The sequence below is a fragment of the Muribaculum gordoncarteri genome (assembly GCF_004803695.1).
Lineage (GTDB): Bacteria > Bacteroidota > Bacteroidia > Bacteroidales > Muribaculaceae > Muribaculum > Muribaculum gordoncarteri.
In genome coordinates this window covers 2,150,068-2,167,023 of record NZ_CP039393.1, presented here as the reverse complement: position 1 = coordinate 2,167,023, position 16,956 = coordinate 2,150,068, and the positions used below count along the sequence as shown (strand labels likewise).

Annotated in this window: 13 protein-coding genes; 11 read left to right on the top strand and 2 right to left on the bottom strand. The window is 48.9% G+C overall.

All coding sequences use genetic code 11. The features are described 5' to 3' along the window. Positions 1–183 precede the first annotated feature (183 nt). Positions 184–1,317: an AI-2E family transporter gene (locus E7746_RS09625; protein WP_136410662.1), complete on the top strand. Its 1,134-nt coding sequence runs from the start codon at positions 184–186 to the stop codon at positions 1,315–1,317. 42 nt (positions 1,318–1,359) lie between these two features. On the opposite strand, the gene E7746_RS09620 is transcribed toward E7746_RS09625, so the two are convergent. Continuing rightward, entirely contained in the window at positions 1,360–3,030 is a 1,671-nt protein-coding gene (locus E7746_RS09620; RefSeq protein WP_136410661.1) for an AMP-binding protein, read from the bottom strand. A gap of 125 nt (positions 3,031–3,155) precedes the next feature. On the opposite strand from E7746_RS09620, the gene mtaB reads away from it, so the two are divergent. The 8 genes from mtaB to E7746_RS09580 all read left to right on the top strand — a co-directional run bounded on the left by mtaB (position 3,156) and on the right by E7746_RS09580 (position 14,969). Then, complete coding sequence (mtaB, locus tag E7746_RS09615) at positions 3,156–4,475, top strand: tRNA (N(6)-L-threonylcarbamoyladenosine(37)-C(2))-methylthiotransferase MtaB (protein ID WP_123396266.1); 1,320 nt, start codon at positions 3,156–3,158, stop codon at positions 4,473–4,475. Continuing rightward, positions 4,472–5,389 carry a lysophospholipid acyltransferase family protein gene (locus tag E7746_RS09610; RefSeq protein ID WP_123396267.1) on the top strand — a complete coding sequence of 306 codons (918 nt, stop codon included), beginning with the start codon at positions 4,472–4,474 and terminating at the stop codon, positions 5,387–5,389. Before mtaB ends, E7746_RS09610 begins: the two co-directional genes overlap by 4 nt. Further along, positions 5,389–6,384 carry a glycosyltransferase family 2 protein gene (locus E7746_RS09605; protein ID WP_135947214.1) on the top strand — a complete coding sequence of 332 codons (996 nt, stop codon included), beginning with the start codon at positions 5,389–5,391 and terminating at the stop codon, positions 6,382–6,384. Before E7746_RS09610 ends, E7746_RS09605 begins: the two co-directional genes overlap by 1 nt. Before the next feature lie 199 nt (positions 6,385–6,583). Further along, positions 6,584–8,083 carry a glycerol kinase GlpK gene (gene glpK, locus E7746_RS09600; protein ID WP_136410660.1) on the top strand — a complete coding sequence of 500 codons (1,500 nt, stop codon included), beginning with the start codon at positions 6,584–6,586 and terminating at the stop codon, positions 8,081–8,083. Between the two features lie 7 nt (positions 8,084–8,090). Then, positions 8,091–8,834 (top strand): MIP/aquaporin family protein, encoded by a 744-nt coding sequence (locus E7746_RS09595; protein ID WP_135947216.1) that lies wholly within the window; start codon positions 8,091–8,093, stop codon positions 8,832–8,834. Positions 8,835–8,947: 113 nt separating this feature from the next. Next, positions 8,948–10,288: a toll/interleukin-1 receptor domain-containing protein gene (locus tag E7746_RS09590; RefSeq protein ID WP_136410659.1), complete on the top strand. Its 1,341-nt coding sequence runs from the start codon at positions 8,948–8,950 to the stop codon at positions 10,286–10,288. Positions 10,289–10,293: 5 nt separating this feature from the next. Then, positions 10,294–13,734, top strand: a complete 3,441-nt coding sequence (locus E7746_RS09585; protein WP_136410658.1) for an nSTAND1 domain-containing NTPase — start codon at positions 10,294–10,296, stop codon at positions 13,732–13,734. Between the two features lie 68 nt (positions 13,735–13,802). Continuing rightward, complete coding sequence (locus E7746_RS09580) at positions 13,803–14,969, top strand: MFS transporter (RefSeq protein ID WP_135947219.1); 1,167 nt, start codon at positions 13,803–13,805, stop codon at positions 14,967–14,969. Here the strand turns inward: E7746_RS09580 and E7746_RS09575 are convergent. Next, positions 14,953–16,164, bottom strand: coding sequence for a histidine-type phosphatase (locus E7746_RS09575; protein WP_238337167.1), 1,212 nt, complete (start codon positions 16,162–16,164; stop codon positions 14,953–14,955). The genes E7746_RS09580 and E7746_RS09575 overlap by 17 nt on opposite strands. A gap of 75 nt (positions 16,165–16,239) precedes the next feature. On the opposite strand from E7746_RS09575, the gene E7746_RS09570 reads away from it, so the two are divergent. Together E7746_RS09570 and E7746_RS09565 are read left to right on the top strand one after the other, a co-directional pair. Beyond that, positions 16,240–16,512 carry a hypothetical protein gene (locus E7746_RS09570; protein WP_168184355.1) on the top strand — a complete coding sequence of 91 codons (273 nt, stop codon included), beginning with the start codon at positions 16,240–16,242 and terminating at the stop codon, positions 16,510–16,512. A gap of 228 nt (positions 16,513–16,740) precedes the next feature. Beyond that, positions 16,741–16,926, top strand: coding sequence for a hypothetical protein (locus tag E7746_RS09565; protein ID WP_123396276.1), 186 nt, complete (start codon positions 16,741–16,743; stop codon positions 16,924–16,926). Positions 16,927–16,956: the final 30 nt, after the last annotated feature.

Genomic DNA, 16,956 nt, shown 5'->3' with positions numbered 1-16,956 from the left:
GCTCGTTTTTGGACTGTAAAAGATGGGATAATTTCAATACTATCCAAACTTTCACATAATTATATTGGAAGTAATTGTCACATTTGGGGTAATGGCATCCATTATTACTGAAGCAACCTTGAAAGTGAACAGTGGCGAGAGCGGAATTGTTTAAATAACATAATTTAACGCGACTATTTATTTATGCCATCAAAAGTTTCATCCCGATATTGGACCGTCGACCGCATCATGCGGCTTGTAATCGGTCTTGCCATAGCTGCGGCGCTCATATATCTGGTGCGTTATCTCAGCAATGTGCTGCTGCCATTTTTTGTTGCGTGCTTCATCGCCTATATACTTCAACCCATAGTCGACATGAACCGCCGGCTCACCCGCACCAAGGGGCGTGTAATCCCGTCGATACTCACGCTCGTCGATGTGACGGTGGTCATAGCCTTGGTGGTCTACATATTCCTGCCGTCGGTGATTAAGGAGCTGAACACGCTGGGCGACATACTGAAGAGCGTGTCGTCGGGCGAGGTGAAGCTTCCCAAGTTCTACGTAACGGTGGTGGACTTCATAAACAAGTACTTCAACCCCGACAATATCAGCGGAATGCTCGACGGCACTCACATCGAGGCGTTGCTTAGCAAGGGGTCGTCGCTGCTTGAGGAGTCGATAGGCGTAGTCATGGAGATTCTGTCGTGGTTGCTGACGCTGATCTACATCCTCTTCATTCTCATCGACTATCCTGAGATTTCGCGCGGGTTCAAGCTTATCATACCTCACAAGTATCGTCCGCGCACAATGGTTGTGGTGCGTGACGTTGAGAACAGCATGAACCACTATTTCCGCGGTCAGGGAGTTGTGGCTATGTGTGCCGCCGTGTTCTACTGCATCGGGTTTTCAATCGTGGGGCTCCCGCTTGCCATTCCTATGGGTATAATAGTGGGGATATTGTACATGATACCCTATTTTCAGTATGTGACGCTCATTCCGGTCGCCGCCATCTGCTTTGTATATTCGCTCGGCGGTTCGGTGGAGTTTCTGCCCGAGATGGGCAAGTGTCTGCTGGTCTATGTGGTGAGCCAGTGTATATGCGACTACGTGATAACTCCCCACATCATGGGAAAGGAGATGGGGCTGAATCCTGCCATAATACTGTTGTCGTTGTCGGTGTGGGGCAGTCTGCTGGGGATAATAGGCATGATTATAGCACTGCCGGTAACTGCCCTTATAATGACCTACTACGAGCGTTACATAAGTAATCCGGCACCCGAAACCGATGAATCGCAGCCTGCCGAGGCCGACAAGTCGGGGCCGACCGAAAGCAGATAACAATAAGAGCCGCCCTAAGAGCGGCTCTTATTGTTATTTATCTTATGCGTTGTAGAGATACCTCTTTATCGAGCGTTTGGGTGTCTTCTCAAATTCGTTGGCTATGAGCTGTATGCGGTCGACTTTTTCGTAGGGTGCCACGAGCTTGTTTAGCTCAACGAGTATGTTGTCCATCTCCTTTGGAAGCTCTTCCAAAGTCAGTCCGTACTGGTCCATCATTTCATAGTCGGGATACACGAGTGCCACAAGACGCTTGTTGCGCTCCACGACAAGACTCTCCGACACGAAGGGCATGTTGTTGAGCTTTGCCTCGATCTCTTCGGGATATATGTTCTGTCCGTTGGATGACAGAATCATGGTCTTATAGCGGCCTTTTATGAATATCGTGGCATCTTCGGAGCGTGTGCCCATATCGCCGGTGTGGAGCCATCCTTCCTCGTCGAGCACTGCGGCCGTCGCTTCGGGATTCTTGTAGTAGCCCTTCATCACGTTTACTCCTCTTACGCATATCTCGCCCGGAATGTTCTCGGGGTCGGGGCTTTCGATTTTGCTTAGCATGAGTCCGGGGAGAGTTCGTCCCGATGAGCCTACTATAAACTGTCGCCACGGGGTGTAGCTGATCAGAGGCCCGCATTCGGTCATGCCGTATCCCACAGTGAATGGAAATTTTATGCGGCTAAGGAATTCCTCGACCTCGGGGTTGAGCGGCGCGCCGCCCACGATTATTTCCTCAAACTCGCCACCGAAGGCTTCGACGAGCTTGCGGCGTATGATTGAGTAGAAGGCCTTGTCGATGCCGGGGATGGCGAGCACCCACCGCATGGCTTTCTTGGTAATCATGGGGAGAATCTGCTTGCGGTATATCTTTTCGAGAATCAGCGGGACGCAGATTACGAGATTGGGGCGCACTTGCGAGAGTGCCTTAAGCAGCAGGTTGGGAGAGGGTATCTTGCCGAAAACGGTTATGTGGGTTCCGGTGGCGAGCGGCACAAGCATGTCGAATGCACATCCGTAGGCATGGGCGAGCGGCAGGAATGAGAGGCATCGCGAGCCCTGGAAATGGAGCCGGGAGTGGATGCCGAATGTCACGTTGCCCCACAGGTTGCGATAGGTGAGCATGACACCCTTGGAAAATCCGGTGGTTCCCGAAGTGTAGTTGAGCACGGCTATATCGTCGTCGTTCATGATGGGGTAGTTCACATCGTCGGAGGAGAATCCTTTTTTATAGCGCTTCTTGAATTTGCGGGTCAGGTTTTTCAGCTCACGCTCGATTTTGCGCTCGTTGAGCGGATGCTCGGCGAGTATCTTCCCGTCGGTGAGCGATATCACACCCTTTACCTTGGGCATCTTCTCAAACTCGAATGACTCCCAGATGTTGTTGTCGACAAACAGCAGAATAGACTCGGAGTGATTTATGATGTGCTGTGCGTCGACGGGATTGAAGTCCTGAAGCACGGGCACTATGGTTGCGCCGTAGGTGATGGTGGCCATGAACACGGTTATCCACCCGGGAGAGTTCTTGCCGATAAGGGCTATCTTGTCGCCCTTTTTCACGCCTGTCATCTCATACATCAGATGCATGCGTGCGATTCCCTTGGCCATCTGGGCATAGGTGTCGGTCTTATCGGTGCTGTAGTCGGTCAAAGCAGGCAATGTCCAGTTGTCACGGAAACTGCGTGCATAAATCTCGGTTAGGGTTTCAGAAGTGCTCATTAATCCGGTTTTTAATCTGTCTTTTTCGCAAAAATAGTACAAAATATGCTTATAATAGTACAAATACGGCATAAAAATAGTTTGATTAAAAGCGATAACAGGATAAAAATTGCTAAGTTTGCACCATGATTGACAATTCGACATTTGGCAATAGCACCGCTTTGTTTCACACTTTCGGATGTAAGCTCAATTTTTCCGAGACATCCAGTGTCGCCCGAATGTTTTCAGAGAAGGGCATACGCAGGGTGCAGTCGGGCGAAACTCCCGACATAGTTGTGGTTAATACATGCAGTGTAACCGATGTGGCCGACAAGAAGTGCCGACAGGCCATCAATCGTTTCGCGCGGCTCTATCCCGAGGCTGTAATCGTGGTTACGGGATGCTATGCCCAGCTCAAAAGCGATGAAATTGCGGCCATTCACGGCGTAGACATCGTTGCCGGAACCGACCGCAAGCTTGAGCTTCTCGATTATCTTGACCGCTGGCTTGAAAACCGCCGTACCGAATCCTACATAACTCCGCTTACCGATATACGCAAGTTTGATCCCTCGTGTTCGCGCGGCGACCGCACGCGTTACTTCCTGAAGGTGCAGGACGGATGCGACTATTGGTGCAGCTACTGCACAATACCCAAGGCCCGCGGCCGCAGCCGCTCGGGCACTATCGAATCCATCGTCGACCAGGCCCGGCAGGTGGCCGAGGAAGGCGGACGGGAGATTGTGCTGACGGGTGTAAACATAGGCGACTTCGGCAAGGGACGTGACGACACGTTCTTCGATCTTATAAAGGCGCTTGACAATGTTGACGGCATAGAGCGTTACCGCATCTCGTCGATAGAGCCCAACCTGCTTACCGACGAGATGATTGAGTGGGTGGCCTCGTCACGGAGGTTCATGCCGCACTTCCACATACCGCTTCAGGCGGGCTCCGACGAGGTGCTGCGGCTTATGCGCCGTCACTACGACACGGCGCTGTTTCGCCATCGCGTCGAGCGAATACGCGAGGTGATGCCTCACGCTTTCATTGGTGTCGACCTGATTGTGGGGGCGCGTGGCGAAACCGACGAACTCTTTGAGCGTTCGCGCGACTATGTGGAGTCGCTCGACATTTCGCGTCTGCATGTGTTTCCCTATTCGGAGCGTCCCGGTACACGTGCGCTCGACATCGACTACGTGGTACCGCAGGAGGTGAAGCATCGCCGCACCAATGTGATGCTGCGCATCTCGGAGCATAAGCTTGCCGACTTCGCTTCGCGTTTCAGCGGAACGGTGCGCCCGGTGCTGCTTGAGCATCAGCGTCCGCGCCGTCCCATGACGGGGTTCACCGACAACTATCTGAAGGTGGAGGTGAAGCCGGTTGCCGAATATGCCAACAAGGTGGTGCCGGTGATGCTCGGTGAGGTAATCGACAATGGTGACATGATGAAAGGACGCATTGAATTATGAAATATTGGCAATATAAACCGTTGGGATGGCTGTTTGGCGGCATATCACGCCTGCCGTTCGGGATGCTCTATGTGTTGAGCGACATTCTGTTTGTGTTGCTCTATCATGTGGTGGGTTATCGCCGCAAGGTGGCGTTGAAAAACATTGCCGACTCGTTTCCCGATAAGAGCCCTGAGGAGCACAAGGCTATATGCCGGCAGTTTTTCCGGAATTTCGCCGACTACTTCTTTGAAACTATAAAGATGAACCACATAACTGACGACGAGATGCGCCGACACACTGTAATCGAGGGTGTCGAGCAGATTGACCGTTACGTGGAGCAGGGGCGTTCGGTGGCAGTGTATTTCTCGCATTGCGGCAACTGGGAGTGGGGTACCTCGATAACCCTGTGGGCACGTAACAACCCCACCAACGGAGTGGTGTACGCCCAGGTCTACCGACCGTTGACCAACAAGTGGTTTGACGCTTATTTTCTGAAGCTTCGCAGCCGTTTCGGCTCGGTGTCGTTTGACAAGCGCATGGTGTTTCGCGACCTGCTGCTGTTGAAGCGTGACGGCGTGTTGAGCGTCACGGGATTCATGAGCGACCAGAAACCGAGTGCCGGCGATGTCACGCACGTGGTCAAGTTCCTGAATCATCCTACTGCCATGATAACGGGCACCGAAACGATTGTGCGCCGCCTCAATCTTGTGGCCTTCTACTGGGATGTCGAAAAGCCGAGCCGAGGACACTACAAGCTCACGCTGCGGCTTATAACCGACAATCCCGACTCGATGCCGCAGTTTGCCATTACCGATGTCTACGCCCGGTTGCTTCAGCAGACGATAGAGCGCAATCCGTCGATATGGCTGTGGACCCACAAGCGATGGAAATATCCCGTGCAGTATCCTTCAACCGATGAACATTGTGACTAATGGAAAAGCCCGTAGCTGTAATAATACTTAACTGGAACGGCGAGAAGATGCTCGCCAAGTATCTTCCGCAGGTGATTTCGGCCACCGATGACACAATTGCCGATGTGATCGTGGCCGACAACGGCAGTGACGACGGTTCGCTCGAGCTGCTTGAGCGGTCGTTTCCCGACGTCATTGTGGTGAAGCTTGACCGTAACTATGGGTTTGCCGAGGGTTACAACCGGGCCATAGCGGCCACCGATTATCGCTATACGGTGCTGCTCAACAGCGATGTCGCGCCTGCCACGGGTTGGCTCAATCCGCTCTATGACTACATGGAGGCGCACCCCGATGTGGGTGCCTGTCAGCCCAAGATTCGTTCTTATGCCGATCACAAGTCATTTGAATATGCCGGAGCATGCGGCGGATTCCTTGACCGTAACGGCTATCCCTATTGCCGCGGTCGCATATTCGACACCGTTGAGCGCGATTCGGGCCAGTATGACATGGTGATTCCCGTGTTTTGGGCCTCGGGTGCGGCGTTGATGGTGCGCAGTGAGCTGTATGTCAAGGTGGGCGGTCTTGACAAGGACTTCTTCGCCCACATGGAGGAGATTGACCTGTGCTGGCGCATAAAGCTTGCTGGATATGCCGTGGTGGTGATTCCGCAAAGCGTCGTGTTTCATCTCGGCGGCGGTACGTTGCCGCCCTCCAATCCGCGCAAGACCTATCTTAATTTCCGCAACAACCTGTTGCTCCTGCACAAGAATCTGCCCGACTCGTCGCGAAAGAAGCGTCTGCTGGTGCGTCGGCTGTATGATGCGCTTGCGTGGGTGAAGTTTGTCGTGTCGCTTGACTTTGCCGATGCTTCGGCCGTGTTGCGCGCTCATCGCGACTTCCGGAAGATGCGCGCCAACTACACGAGCCACCCCGATGTCGACCTGCTGCCCAAGTCGCCTGACATAGTTGTCGACTACTACCTTCGCCGACGCAAAGTGTACTCCGACCTCGACTGAGCTGTCGGAGTTAAAGGGCTGATTGTTCAATAAGTCGGTATTGATGTTATTAAATGTGTATTAAGGGTCTTAACTACATTATGTGACGGAACCTTTAATGGTTATGGGTTGTTCCTAACTATAAGGAAGGTGTTGTGTCCTTCCCTGAATCATAGTTACTTTAAATCAGCTCTCGATAGTGAGGGGTTAATGAAAAATTATGGAACAACAATACATCCTGTCGCTCGACCAAGGCACAAGCAGCTCGCGTGCCATCGTATTTGACCGCAAGGGTTCGATATGCTCTGTGGCGCAACGTGAATTTGAACAGATATTTCCCCGCTCGGGATGGGTTGAGCACAATCCTCATCAGATATGGGCTTCGCAGGCTTCGGTAATAGCCGAGGCTATATCGAAGATCGACATAAACGGAAAGAACATAGCCGCGATAGGCATAACCAACCAGCGCGAAACCACAATCGTGTGGGACCGTGACACCGAGGAGCCGATATATAACGCAATCGTGTGGCAGGACAGGCGCACTTCGGAGTATTGCGACCAGCTTCGCCGCGAGGGAGTGGTGGAGATGATACGTAGCAAGACCGGACTGATACTTGACGCCTACTTCAGCGCGACGAAAATCAAGTGGATTCTCGACAATGTTCCCGGAGCGCGCAAGCGTGCCGACGAGGGTAAGCTGATGTTTGGTACCGTCGAAACATGGCTCATGTGGCGATTGACCCGCGGCGATATTCACGTGACCGATGTCAGCAATGCGTCACGCACGATGCTCTTCAACATCCACACTCTCGAGTGGGACAAGGAACTGCTTGATATGTTTGGCATTCCGTTGTCGATGATGCCCGAAGTGAAGTCGTCGAGCGAGGTGTACGGTCACACTACATCGACCCTCTTTGCCCACCATGTGCCCATATCGGGAAGTGCCGGCGACCAGCAGGCCGCACTGTTCGGACAGATGTGTATTGAACCCGGTTCGGTTAAGAACACCTACGGCACGGGATGCTTCCTGTTGATGAACAGCGGTGAGCGTCCCATAGAGTCGAAAAACAAGCTGCTCACCACCATTGCGTGGAAGCTTGGCGACAAGGTGACCTACGCTCTCGAGGGGTCGATATTTGTCGGCGGTTCGGTGATCCAGTGGCTGCGCGACTCATTGAAGTGCATAACATCGTCGGCCGAGGTGGAGGCACTTGCCGAGTCGGTGCCCGACACCGACGGGGTGTATTTCGTGCCGGCACTCACCGGACTTGGCGCGCCATATTGGGATCAGTATGCCCGTGGCGCCATATCGGGCATCAGCCGAGGAACCACGACCGCCCACATAGCACGTGCCGCTCTTGAGGGAATTGCCTATCAGACCTATGACATAGTGAAGGCGATGGAACGTGACGCCGAACTGCCCATCGCCAATCTGAAGGTCGACGGCGGAGCGTCACGCAACAATCTGCTGATGCAGTTCCAGAGCGACATATTGAATACCGATGTCATGCGTCCGCGCATCACCGAAACCACCGCGCTTGGTGCGGCCTATCTTGCCGGACTCGCCGTGGGATATTGGAGTGACCTTGACGAAGTGCGCTCTCAGTGGCAGGTTGAGAAGGTGTTCTCTCCGTCGGGCGATCTTGCCAAGGTGGCGAGTGAAATCGAGGGATGGCACAACGCCGTGAACCGGGTACTTACCGAATATCCGATAAAGTAGTGTAGTCATGAAAGTTTCGCTTTTAGTCCAATGCCTTTTTGAGTTCATAGGCACATTCGTTCTCGTGTTACTTGGTTGCGGCGTGGTGGCGTGTGTGTCGCTGCGCAAGTCCAAGGGCGAGGGAGCCGGATGGGTGGTGGTGACGCTTGCATGGGGTCTTGCCGTTATGTGCGGTGTGCTCATCGCCGGGCCTTATACCGGAGCGCATCTTAATCCGGCCGTTACGTTGGGGCTTGCCGCTGCGGGTAAGTTCCCGTGGGAGTATGTGCTGCCCTACATCGTGTCGCAGATTGCCGGCGGAATACTTGGAGCCGTTATTGTCTACGTATTTTATAAGGATCACTTCGATGCCACGGCTGAGGCCGAAACCAAGCTCGGTGTGTTTGCCACCATTCCTGCCATAAAGAATTATCGTCGTAACATGATATGCGAAATCGTGGGTACGTTCATTCTTGTGCTCGTTATTCTGTTTATGGGCGACAAGGAGAACTCCTCGGAGGTGGGACTCGGCAGTGTGGGCGCGTTACCTGTGGCCCTGCTCGTTGTGGTGATTGGTATGTCGCTCGGCGGCACGACGGGTTACGCCATCAATCCGGCACGTGACCTGGGGCCGCGCATCGCCCACGCTATATTGCCGATAAAGGGCAAGGGCTCCAGCCAGTGGAGCTACAGCTGGGTACCCATCGTAGGCCCGCTTCTTGGCGGCGTCCTCGCCGCCCTCCTCTACCTCCTGGTCAAGGAACTCATGTAACCCCAACTCCCTCAACGCCTCAAATCAGCATCGGCATTGATTATGCGGTTATTGGTATTTGCGAGAATAATAAAGAATTATTATTTTTGTAAAAATACCAATCATATAACCTTATGCCATTTTCTCGAGCTCAGGAGCGTAACATAAAGTCGGTTGTAACCAATAGTAATTCAATTGTCCCTTTAATCGGGGATGATGCTTTTATAGTTGAAACTCCTGACGGAGATGTCACGCTGTTGTCCTATGTCGTGCAACAGTTGTGTGAGGAGATTCCCGAATTACGTAATGTAAAATGCGAATCTTCAGCTGAAATTTATTATATATTTACGCGAGCCAAAGCCTCGATGGATGCTGTTAGGTTTAAAGATGAATTTCGGGAAATAGTGGATGAGGTACGCGATAACGGCAGATTGCGGTTAAGGGAATCGGTTCTCGATTTTCTTGCTGCAATGAAACCGCGATTGATAATCACCACATCGCCGTTCTCGCTTATAGAGAATGCATTAAGTGTCCGTGGAGTAAACTACAATTCGTTTTATTATAGTCCGGCGAGTGTGAGCCAGGGGCGTAATAAGGATGACATTTCGTCGCTCGGAAATACGGTTTACCATATATTCGGCAAAGCGGCCGATGGCTGGAAGTGGGTGTGTGACGAGGATTCGTTGCTTGAGTTCCTGCACAATATACAAGGTGGCGATTATTCATGTAACAATCTTTATAACTATCTTGCTGAAAAGCCGGGGCGACTTATGGTCTTGGGAAGTCATTTGCCCGACTGGATTTTTCGCTTTTTGTGGTTCCCCTTTCAGAATCAAGCAGGTGAAGTGCAGAAGTATTGGTTAAGCCACACTGATTCAAATGTGGGATTCTTCGATTTCCTGCAATGTTATCATTTTGATACCGATCAGGCTGTTGATGAAATTTTGGCTGAGATAACCTCTCGAATTAAGGATCGTGACAAAATGATTAGCACTGAATCGAAGGCTGATTGCGAAAGTTATGACGCTTTCATTTCATACGCAGGCGAGGACTATGACATCGCGGAGAGGATATACAACGTACTCAGCCGCAAATTGAATAATGTGTTTTTCGACAAGGAGGCGATAAAATATGGCGAAAACTATGTGAATCGCTACATAAAGGCGATTTATAAGTCCAAGTTATACATCCCTGTGGTTACCGAGAATTTTTGGAGCAAGGTTTTTGAGGATTCTCATGTAAAAGTCGAGGTCATAGAGGCTGCTAAAAGAATTAAATCGTTGCCTGAAGACGCTGTATTTTCCCTCCCGTTGGTAATTGACGGCAGGGTCTGGAAAAATGGCAGTCCTTTGGATACAAAATTAATCGAAGAGATGGCAAAGAACTTCCCGGATATAAGCGCGGTTTTCTACCATATAAACATGAAGGTGTTAAATCCCGATTTTAGTGATAACGATATTGAAATTTGTAAATAATTGCTATGAAAAATACATCATTCATAGGATTGGCTTCCTATACTGAAAAAGATGCGGCTATTTTCAAGGGTCGCTCTCAAGCTATCGACGATATATTGTCAATGTTGAAGCGCAATGACATTGTGGTGCTTCATTCTGAATCGGGTGAGGGAAAAAGCTCGTTGATAAGTGCGGGATTGTTGCCCAAGCTAAAAAGCGCAGGATTCATCCCTGTGCCTATAGTTATTACCGATAAATTATTTGAAAGTAAGTCGCCCGACTTTAATAAATTGTTGTGCGATTCAATCGCGGAGGCGATCAATCCATATAATAAGCAGAAACTTAAAGATGACAAGGTTAAAGGCGAAAAACTTACAAGTATAAAAGCACTTATAGATTATTCATCGGATCACAAGGATTTGCCGCTTAGGGTTGTCGCATCAAGTAATGATGAGATGTTAAACACGCTCGACCGCAATCTTCAGCTTTACAATAACGCGTGGTGGCTGTTGCGTAATTATTCATTTGATTTTTACGGCATTCCATTAAAGCCCATTATTATATTTGACCAGTTTGAAGAGGTTATAACTCGACCGATAAATCCTGAATGGACCGATAGCTTTTTCCGGTGGTTCAGCGGACTTGAAGAGAATTCGTGCCCGGCCCGAATTGTTGACCGTGTACGTGCCAAGTTGCCTGATAAGGAGAAGTTCCCTGTTATTTCGGAGCAGAAGAACTTCAAGGTGTTGTTGGCTATGCGCAATGAATACATCGGCGATCTGGATTATTGGGGAGTACAGCGATATTTCATACCTGCGATAAAGAATAACCGATACAATCTTAAGCCGCTGACAATCGATGAGGCTTGGGAAGTAATGTCGTTGCTTTCTAATGTTCCTGATGGAGAAAAGAAAAAGATTTTGTCATTCATAACAGGACGGTCGGTTGAGGAACTTGACAAAACTGAACGTAATCTGCCAATTGTTTCTGCTATGTTACTTTCGATAGTGGCGACATCCATTAGTGAAAATGACAGAGCTGTTGATTTGTTGTCGGGCGAGAACCTGTCAAATCTCGTGGCCGATTATTATGTGCGGACTATTGAACGGTGTGGCGTTCCGGAGAAGACACAGGAGGCGATTGAGAACGCGCTTGTGGACTCAAGAGGCCGTCGCGTTAGGATAAAGACCACTTCATCGGAGCTTGAAAAGGCTGATTTTGCCGATTATCGCATGGCGTTGGAAAAGGAGCGTCTTATCAAATGTGCTCCTGTAAACGGAGAAGACTATGTCGAGCTTGTGCACGATTCGCTTGCTAAAGTAGTGGCCGAACGTATACGTACAAGAACTGAGGAGTGGGAAAAGGAAAAAGCGGAATTGGAGAATCGTCGAATATCGGCTGAAAAAGAGAAGCAAATCGCCGAGATGTCGATGAAGAGGATGATTAGTATGATTCTGTCGATTCCTTTTCTTATATTTGCGTTCCTTTATCTAACGCATGATGTGGGGGCAATGATATTCAATGGTATATATAATGGCGGTATTGAAGCCTTGAAATCATTTGCCAATCTGTCGTCAATAATCTTGACGGTCTTTTGCGGTTCAATGGCTGTGAATAACGCTTTTTCGGGATGGAAGAAAACATTTATCTATTGTGGATTGACGCTGTTGTTGGCATTTGGTTCGATTGTTCTATCTGCAGAAAGCTTTTATAAGGCATATCACATAGTGATGGATACCGGAAATTGGATGGCTTTTGTGTGTTACTATGTGCTATTGGGTGCTCTTGTTTACGGCTTAATAGGATCTCGTAAACGCAATGAAGCTTTGAATCTGAGTGTTCCTATGTTATGTTTGACGATAATGCTGACAATAGTGTTTTTCTATTGTATATTTCCAGTTGAAGGTTTTAATGGTTATCTTAAATCGGAGAGCTCGGCATGGGGACTGTTTTTAATCCCGATCGCATTACTTACTGTCTATATTAAGCCTAAATTCACAAAACCGTATTGTGTATATTTAGGTGTACTATTGGTATTGGCGTTAGATGCTTGGTTTATTTACCCAAATCCCAAATTGGATGTCGCAATAAGGTTTACCGCTTTGATTGTGGCAATAATTGCATTATATAAATTATTATGGATTAAGAAAGGTAAAGAGAAATATCGGAAATTTCAATGGCCTTTAGTTATAAATGGAGAAATATTGGCCATATTGGTAGTTTTGCAACTTGGATATAAGCCTATGCTTGTTGCTGAGGATCAATTGATATTAAACTATGCTGATGATAGTATAAAGAATCTACGCAATCCATGGCAACCTATAATGGCAAAAAATAGCGAAAATAAAATTGGCATTAGGGATTCTAAGACAGGCAATTTAATTGTTGATTATGGTTTTGCTGAGTGGGGAAACTCTGTTTTAGTAAATGACTTAGAAGAGTTAATATTATCAAAGCAATGGAAAGGGAATGATATCAATCCTTCTATTGAGGTGTGGATGCTAATACATGAAGGAAAGCTGTTATATAAATACTCATCTCAAATACTGGAGATTTTGTATAAAACTGCAAATTCCGAACAAATAGGAGATAGCATAAAAATTCGTGAAGCAAAGCTTTATTTTGAAATTTTAAAAGCTGCTGTTATGTTATCGGAAGGTATGAGCTTGAATGAAAAAGACGCGGAATGGATTAGAGAGAATTATAATCGCAGTGTAAGAGAAACCATTGAACAATTGTCGATGTTAAGACGAGATATCCGACAATTAACACCTGAAGATGTGTTAGATATAAAACACAGTATTGCTAAATTCCTATTTATATCAGCCGCTTTAAATCATGTAGCTAATAAAGACTACGAGCATTTTTTCGCAGTTATAAATTTATACCCATTTTTGTATTTTTCGGATATTTATATAAAATATTTTTCTGAAATGGCATTTAATATTTCATTCCCTGAACAATATAAATATATAATGCCATATTGTGAAAATGTTAAGCTTATGGATATCAAAAATCCACAAAGTCTATCAGTAAATACACTGTTGCTCTTGGCTGCTAATGAATTTTCATCCTATCATGATGGAGAAATGCCTTTTGTTGAAGATTGGCTGGGATTTGAAAATGAAAATGAGTGGAAAACTAAAGCTAAAATAAATCTGGTTGGAGTCGGCCATTATTATGGCCCTAATAATGCATTTCTGCATAATTATAGGGCAATATGTGGTAATGTGATTATGTTTATGAATAAAGTTGACTCTCAATATTTCAATGACTTTTTCCAGTTAGGCAAACTGTTGATATTTACTGGGTTAAGGATGGGTTTTAGAATGCCGGAAGAAATTGAAGGATTTAAGGAGTTGGTTGAAGAAGCGAGTGAATTTAACAATTGGACTGTTAGAAAGCTTTGTCTTATAGATGAGGCTATAACTCAAATTATTCCTAAAGAATATGAGTTAAGTGATTAAGGAAATGGCGGATTGGATTTAAATCGCTAACTTTGCAGGCGATTTTCATTTGATTTGTTGTTCAACCTATGAAGAAAGGATTGTTTGCCCTTGCGCTGGGAACATTCGGGCTCGGCATAACGGAGTATGTCATGATGAGCATTCTGCCCGAGCTGGCGGCTCAGTTCGGCGTGTCGATAGCTTCGGCCGGACACCTTATTTCGGCGTATGCCTTGGGTGTGTGCGTCGGTGCTCCGTTGATTGTACTGTTTACCCGCAACTGGCCGTTGAAGCGTATATTGTTAATGTTGATGGTTGTCTACATTGCGGGCAATCTCGGCTTTACGTTGTCGAGCGACTATACTGTGGCTTTAATCATGCGATTTATATCGGGGTTGCCTCACGGTGCTTATTTCGGCACCGGCGCGTTGGTGGCGAGCCGGCTTGTGGGCGTTAACCGCGCTACATCGGCCGTGGCGCTTATGTGTATGGGAATGACTGTCGCCAATCTGCTTGGCGTGCCGTTTGGCAGTCTGATAGGCAACACTCTTTCATGGCGTTACATATTCATGTTTGTAGTGGGCTGGGGCGTGATAACGCTGCTGGGCCTGTGGCTTATGGTGCCCCGCATGGCACCGTTGCCTCCCACCAATATAAAAGGCCAGTTCCGATTCCTTAAGAAGCGTGAACCCTGGTTGCTCATTGCGGCAACGATGCTCGGCAATGCCGGTGTGTTCAGTATGTACAGCTATGTCACGCCGTTGATTACCGATGTCACGGGACTGAGCATGGGGTTCATTCCGGTGCTTATGCTGCTTGTGGGAGCGAGCATGTGCATCGGCACTTACTATGGCGGAGCCTTGAGCGACCGCTTTACGCCGCCGCGCATGTCCTATTACATCGAGATTGTGATTTTTGTAGCACTAATGTCACTGTTCCTGTGGGCACAGTGTCGCTGGGTGAGCGTGCCTATGGTGTGTCTTTCGGCGGCAGCGTTGTTTGCCGTGTCGCCGCCCATGCAGTTGCTGCTCATCAAGTATTCGCCCGGCGGAGAGCTTATGGGCGGAGCCATGGTGCAGATAGCGTTTAATCTCGGTAACGCCTTGGGCGCTCTCTTTGGCGGATTTCCTGTCGATTCGGGTGCGGGAGTGCGCTATTCGTCATTGATAGGCGCGGGTTTCGCCCTGACGGGAGTAGTGGTGTTATACCTGTTCAGACGACACATAGCGCAACGCCTTGCTACTCCTGACCGGTGAGGCAGTATTTGAGTCGGGCCTTTGCCTCATCCCAAGGGATGTAGATGCGGCTGTCGTCGGGAAGCAGTGGCACGGGACATTCGTTGAGGTCGAAGCGCACGTAGTAGCGGCCCGAAGTGGAGCGGAACACGATGATCTGCAGATTGGAGGCCATGGGTACAACGTGGAAGTTGTGCCAGTGCTGCGCAACGCTCTCCATGTCGTCGGTCACGTAGTAGCATCCCGGAAGACGCATAAGCGACAGCAGCGGCATCATGGTTTCGGCGTGTCCAAACCGCAACATCACTTTAATCGAATCGTTGCGCCCGGCAATGAAGTCGTCGGTCGTGGTGATGAGGTTGTCGAGCAACTTTGACGCTATCGAGGCGGGGAGTGTCGTCAGTGACGACGCCGTGCGTTGCAGATATTGCTTCAGATTGTTGCACGCCCACAGCGCGTTGAGCTCCTCGATGCTGAAAAAGGCCGTTATGTGCCCGTCGATGCTCATTGCCCTCAATCCGGCAAGCAGCCCGTACTCGGTCATTGACAGTTCCTGCGCCTGCTTGCGGTCGATAGGATAGTCGGCTCCTATGGCCCTGATTATGGGATTGGCCGGAGCATGACTGTCGAAGTAGCTGTCGTAGACGGGTTTCCAGGAGCCATCCTTGCGATAGTCGACATACTCCTTGTTGAGGTCAAACGGACGCATGAGCGGCGAGTTGACGCGTCCCGAGTTGGTCGATATGTCGATGTGGTTGTTGATCGATGCCAGCTCATGGGTGAATGAATACATGCTCATGATGCATCGCGGCACGTAGGAAGAAATTGCCGTCACGGTGCCGTCGTCAAACAGCTGCGGATAGGTTTCGCGCATTCGGCTTGCAATGCCTCGCTGCTCGGCCATTCCGAGCGGGTCGAGGGTTCCCCAGCGTCCGGTGCTATACATGACCACATTGTAGGTGAGCTCGAGCAGCATGCGCCCTGTCGGGGTTATAGTGCCGGCCTTTTCAGCTTTCTGCAGTATGTCGAGCAGTGTCATCGCTCTTTCATCGCTTGCCGGGAATCGGGCACCGTGTCGTCCCACATGATTTATCATTACCGCTTGGAGCGAATCGGGGTGGGTGAGCAGTGAGTCGGGTGCGGGATAGGGCTTGGCACTGCCCATGAGGTCGAGCAATGTGTATCGGTCAGACGCATTGAGGTTCCAAGTGAGCATGGCTGATAAAAGGAGCGCTGCGAAAATAAAAAGGCGTTTCATTCGTTTATAAGTTAAAGCAAAAATTTTATGGCGATGGAAATCCCTTCGGAAATACGACATCTTATTGATAAGAACGAATTTGAGGCCGCTATTGTTGGGTTGAATGATGCGATTGAGGCCGATTTATGCAATGTCGCCTGCTATCTTGAACGAGCCAGGCTCAACTGGAAGCTCGGGAGGAGGCGCGAGGCAATAAACGATTACTACAAGGCCGCCGAGCTTGACCCCGACGGTCCCGCCCGGCAGGCTCTCGAACACATATCGGGAATCATGCAATTTTACAATAAGGACCTTTATAATCCTTGACCCAAAAATGGTGAAAGCGGGGCTGAAAACGCGCCATCTATGTTAAATAAGGTTAACAATACGGGATAATATTTGCGTGTTTTCATATTGACCATGAATGAGATAGAAAAAAATATTAAAAAATGTCGTGTTAAATAAGTTTTTTTGTAGATTTGCAAATGTTTTCTGGTTTAAACATAGAAAGACACTTACATTAAGTTAATTGTGCTATTAGTTTTAGGCGAAATTATGGAAGAATCTGCAAAGAAAAGAGGCGGGCGGCGTCCCGGTGCCGGCCGTAAGAAGTCTACTGTAAAGCGCTATGGCTTTAACGCTCCTGCGACTGTCCACGCGGTTCTGCAACAGGTCGACAGCATTACCGATTTTATCTGTGAAGCTGTATTGAAGCATGGCCAAGACAAGGGTCTGTGCTGATCTGAATGACGATTCCGACGACTAAAAATA

Coding starts and splice junctions, on each gene's coding strand:
- E7746_RS09585 (WP_136410658.1), top strand. CDS start 10,294: ATGAAAAATACATCATTCATAGGATTGGCTTCCTATACTGAAAAAGAT.
- E7746_RS09570 (WP_168184355.1), top strand. CDS start 16,240: ATGGAAATCCCTTCGGAAATACGACATCTTATTGATAAGAACGAATTT.
- E7746_RS09575 (WP_238337167.1), bottom strand. CDS start 16,164: ATGCTCACTTGGAACCTCAATGCGTCTGACCGATACACATTGCTCGAC.
- E7746_RS09595 (WP_135947216.1), top strand. CDS start 8,091: ATGAAAGTTTCGCTTTTAGTCCAATGCCTTTTTGAGTTCATAGGCACA.
- E7746_RS09580 (WP_135947219.1), top strand. CDS start 13,803: ATGAAGAAAGGATTGTTTGCCCTTGCGCTGGGAACATTCGGGCTCGGC.
- E7746_RS09565 (WP_123396276.1), top strand. CDS start 16,741: ATGGAAGAATCTGCAAAGAAAAGAGGCGGGCGGCGTCCCGGTGCCGGC.
- E7746_RS09605 (WP_135947214.1), top strand. CDS start 5,389: ATGGAAAAGCCCGTAGCTGTAATAATACTTAACTGGAACGGCGAGAAG.
- E7746_RS09620 (WP_136410661.1), bottom strand. CDS start 3,030: ATGAGCACTTCTGAAACCCTAACCGAGATTTATGCACGCAGTTTCCGT.
- glpK (WP_136410660.1), top strand. CDS start 6,584: ATGGAACAACAATACATCCTGTCGCTCGACCAAGGCACAAGCAGCTCG.
- E7746_RS09590 (WP_136410659.1), top strand. CDS start 8,948: ATGCCATTTTCTCGAGCTCAGGAGCGTAACATAAAGTCGGTTGTAACC.
- mtaB (WP_123396266.1), top strand. CDS start 3,156: ATGATTGACAATTCGACATTTGGCAATAGCACCGCTTTGTTTCACACT.
- E7746_RS09610 (WP_123396267.1), top strand. CDS start 4,472: ATGAAATATTGGCAATATAAACCGTTGGGATGGCTGTTTGGCGGCATA.
- E7746_RS09625 (WP_136410662.1), top strand. CDS start 184: ATGCCATCAAAAGTTTCATCCCGATATTGGACCGTCGACCGCATCATG.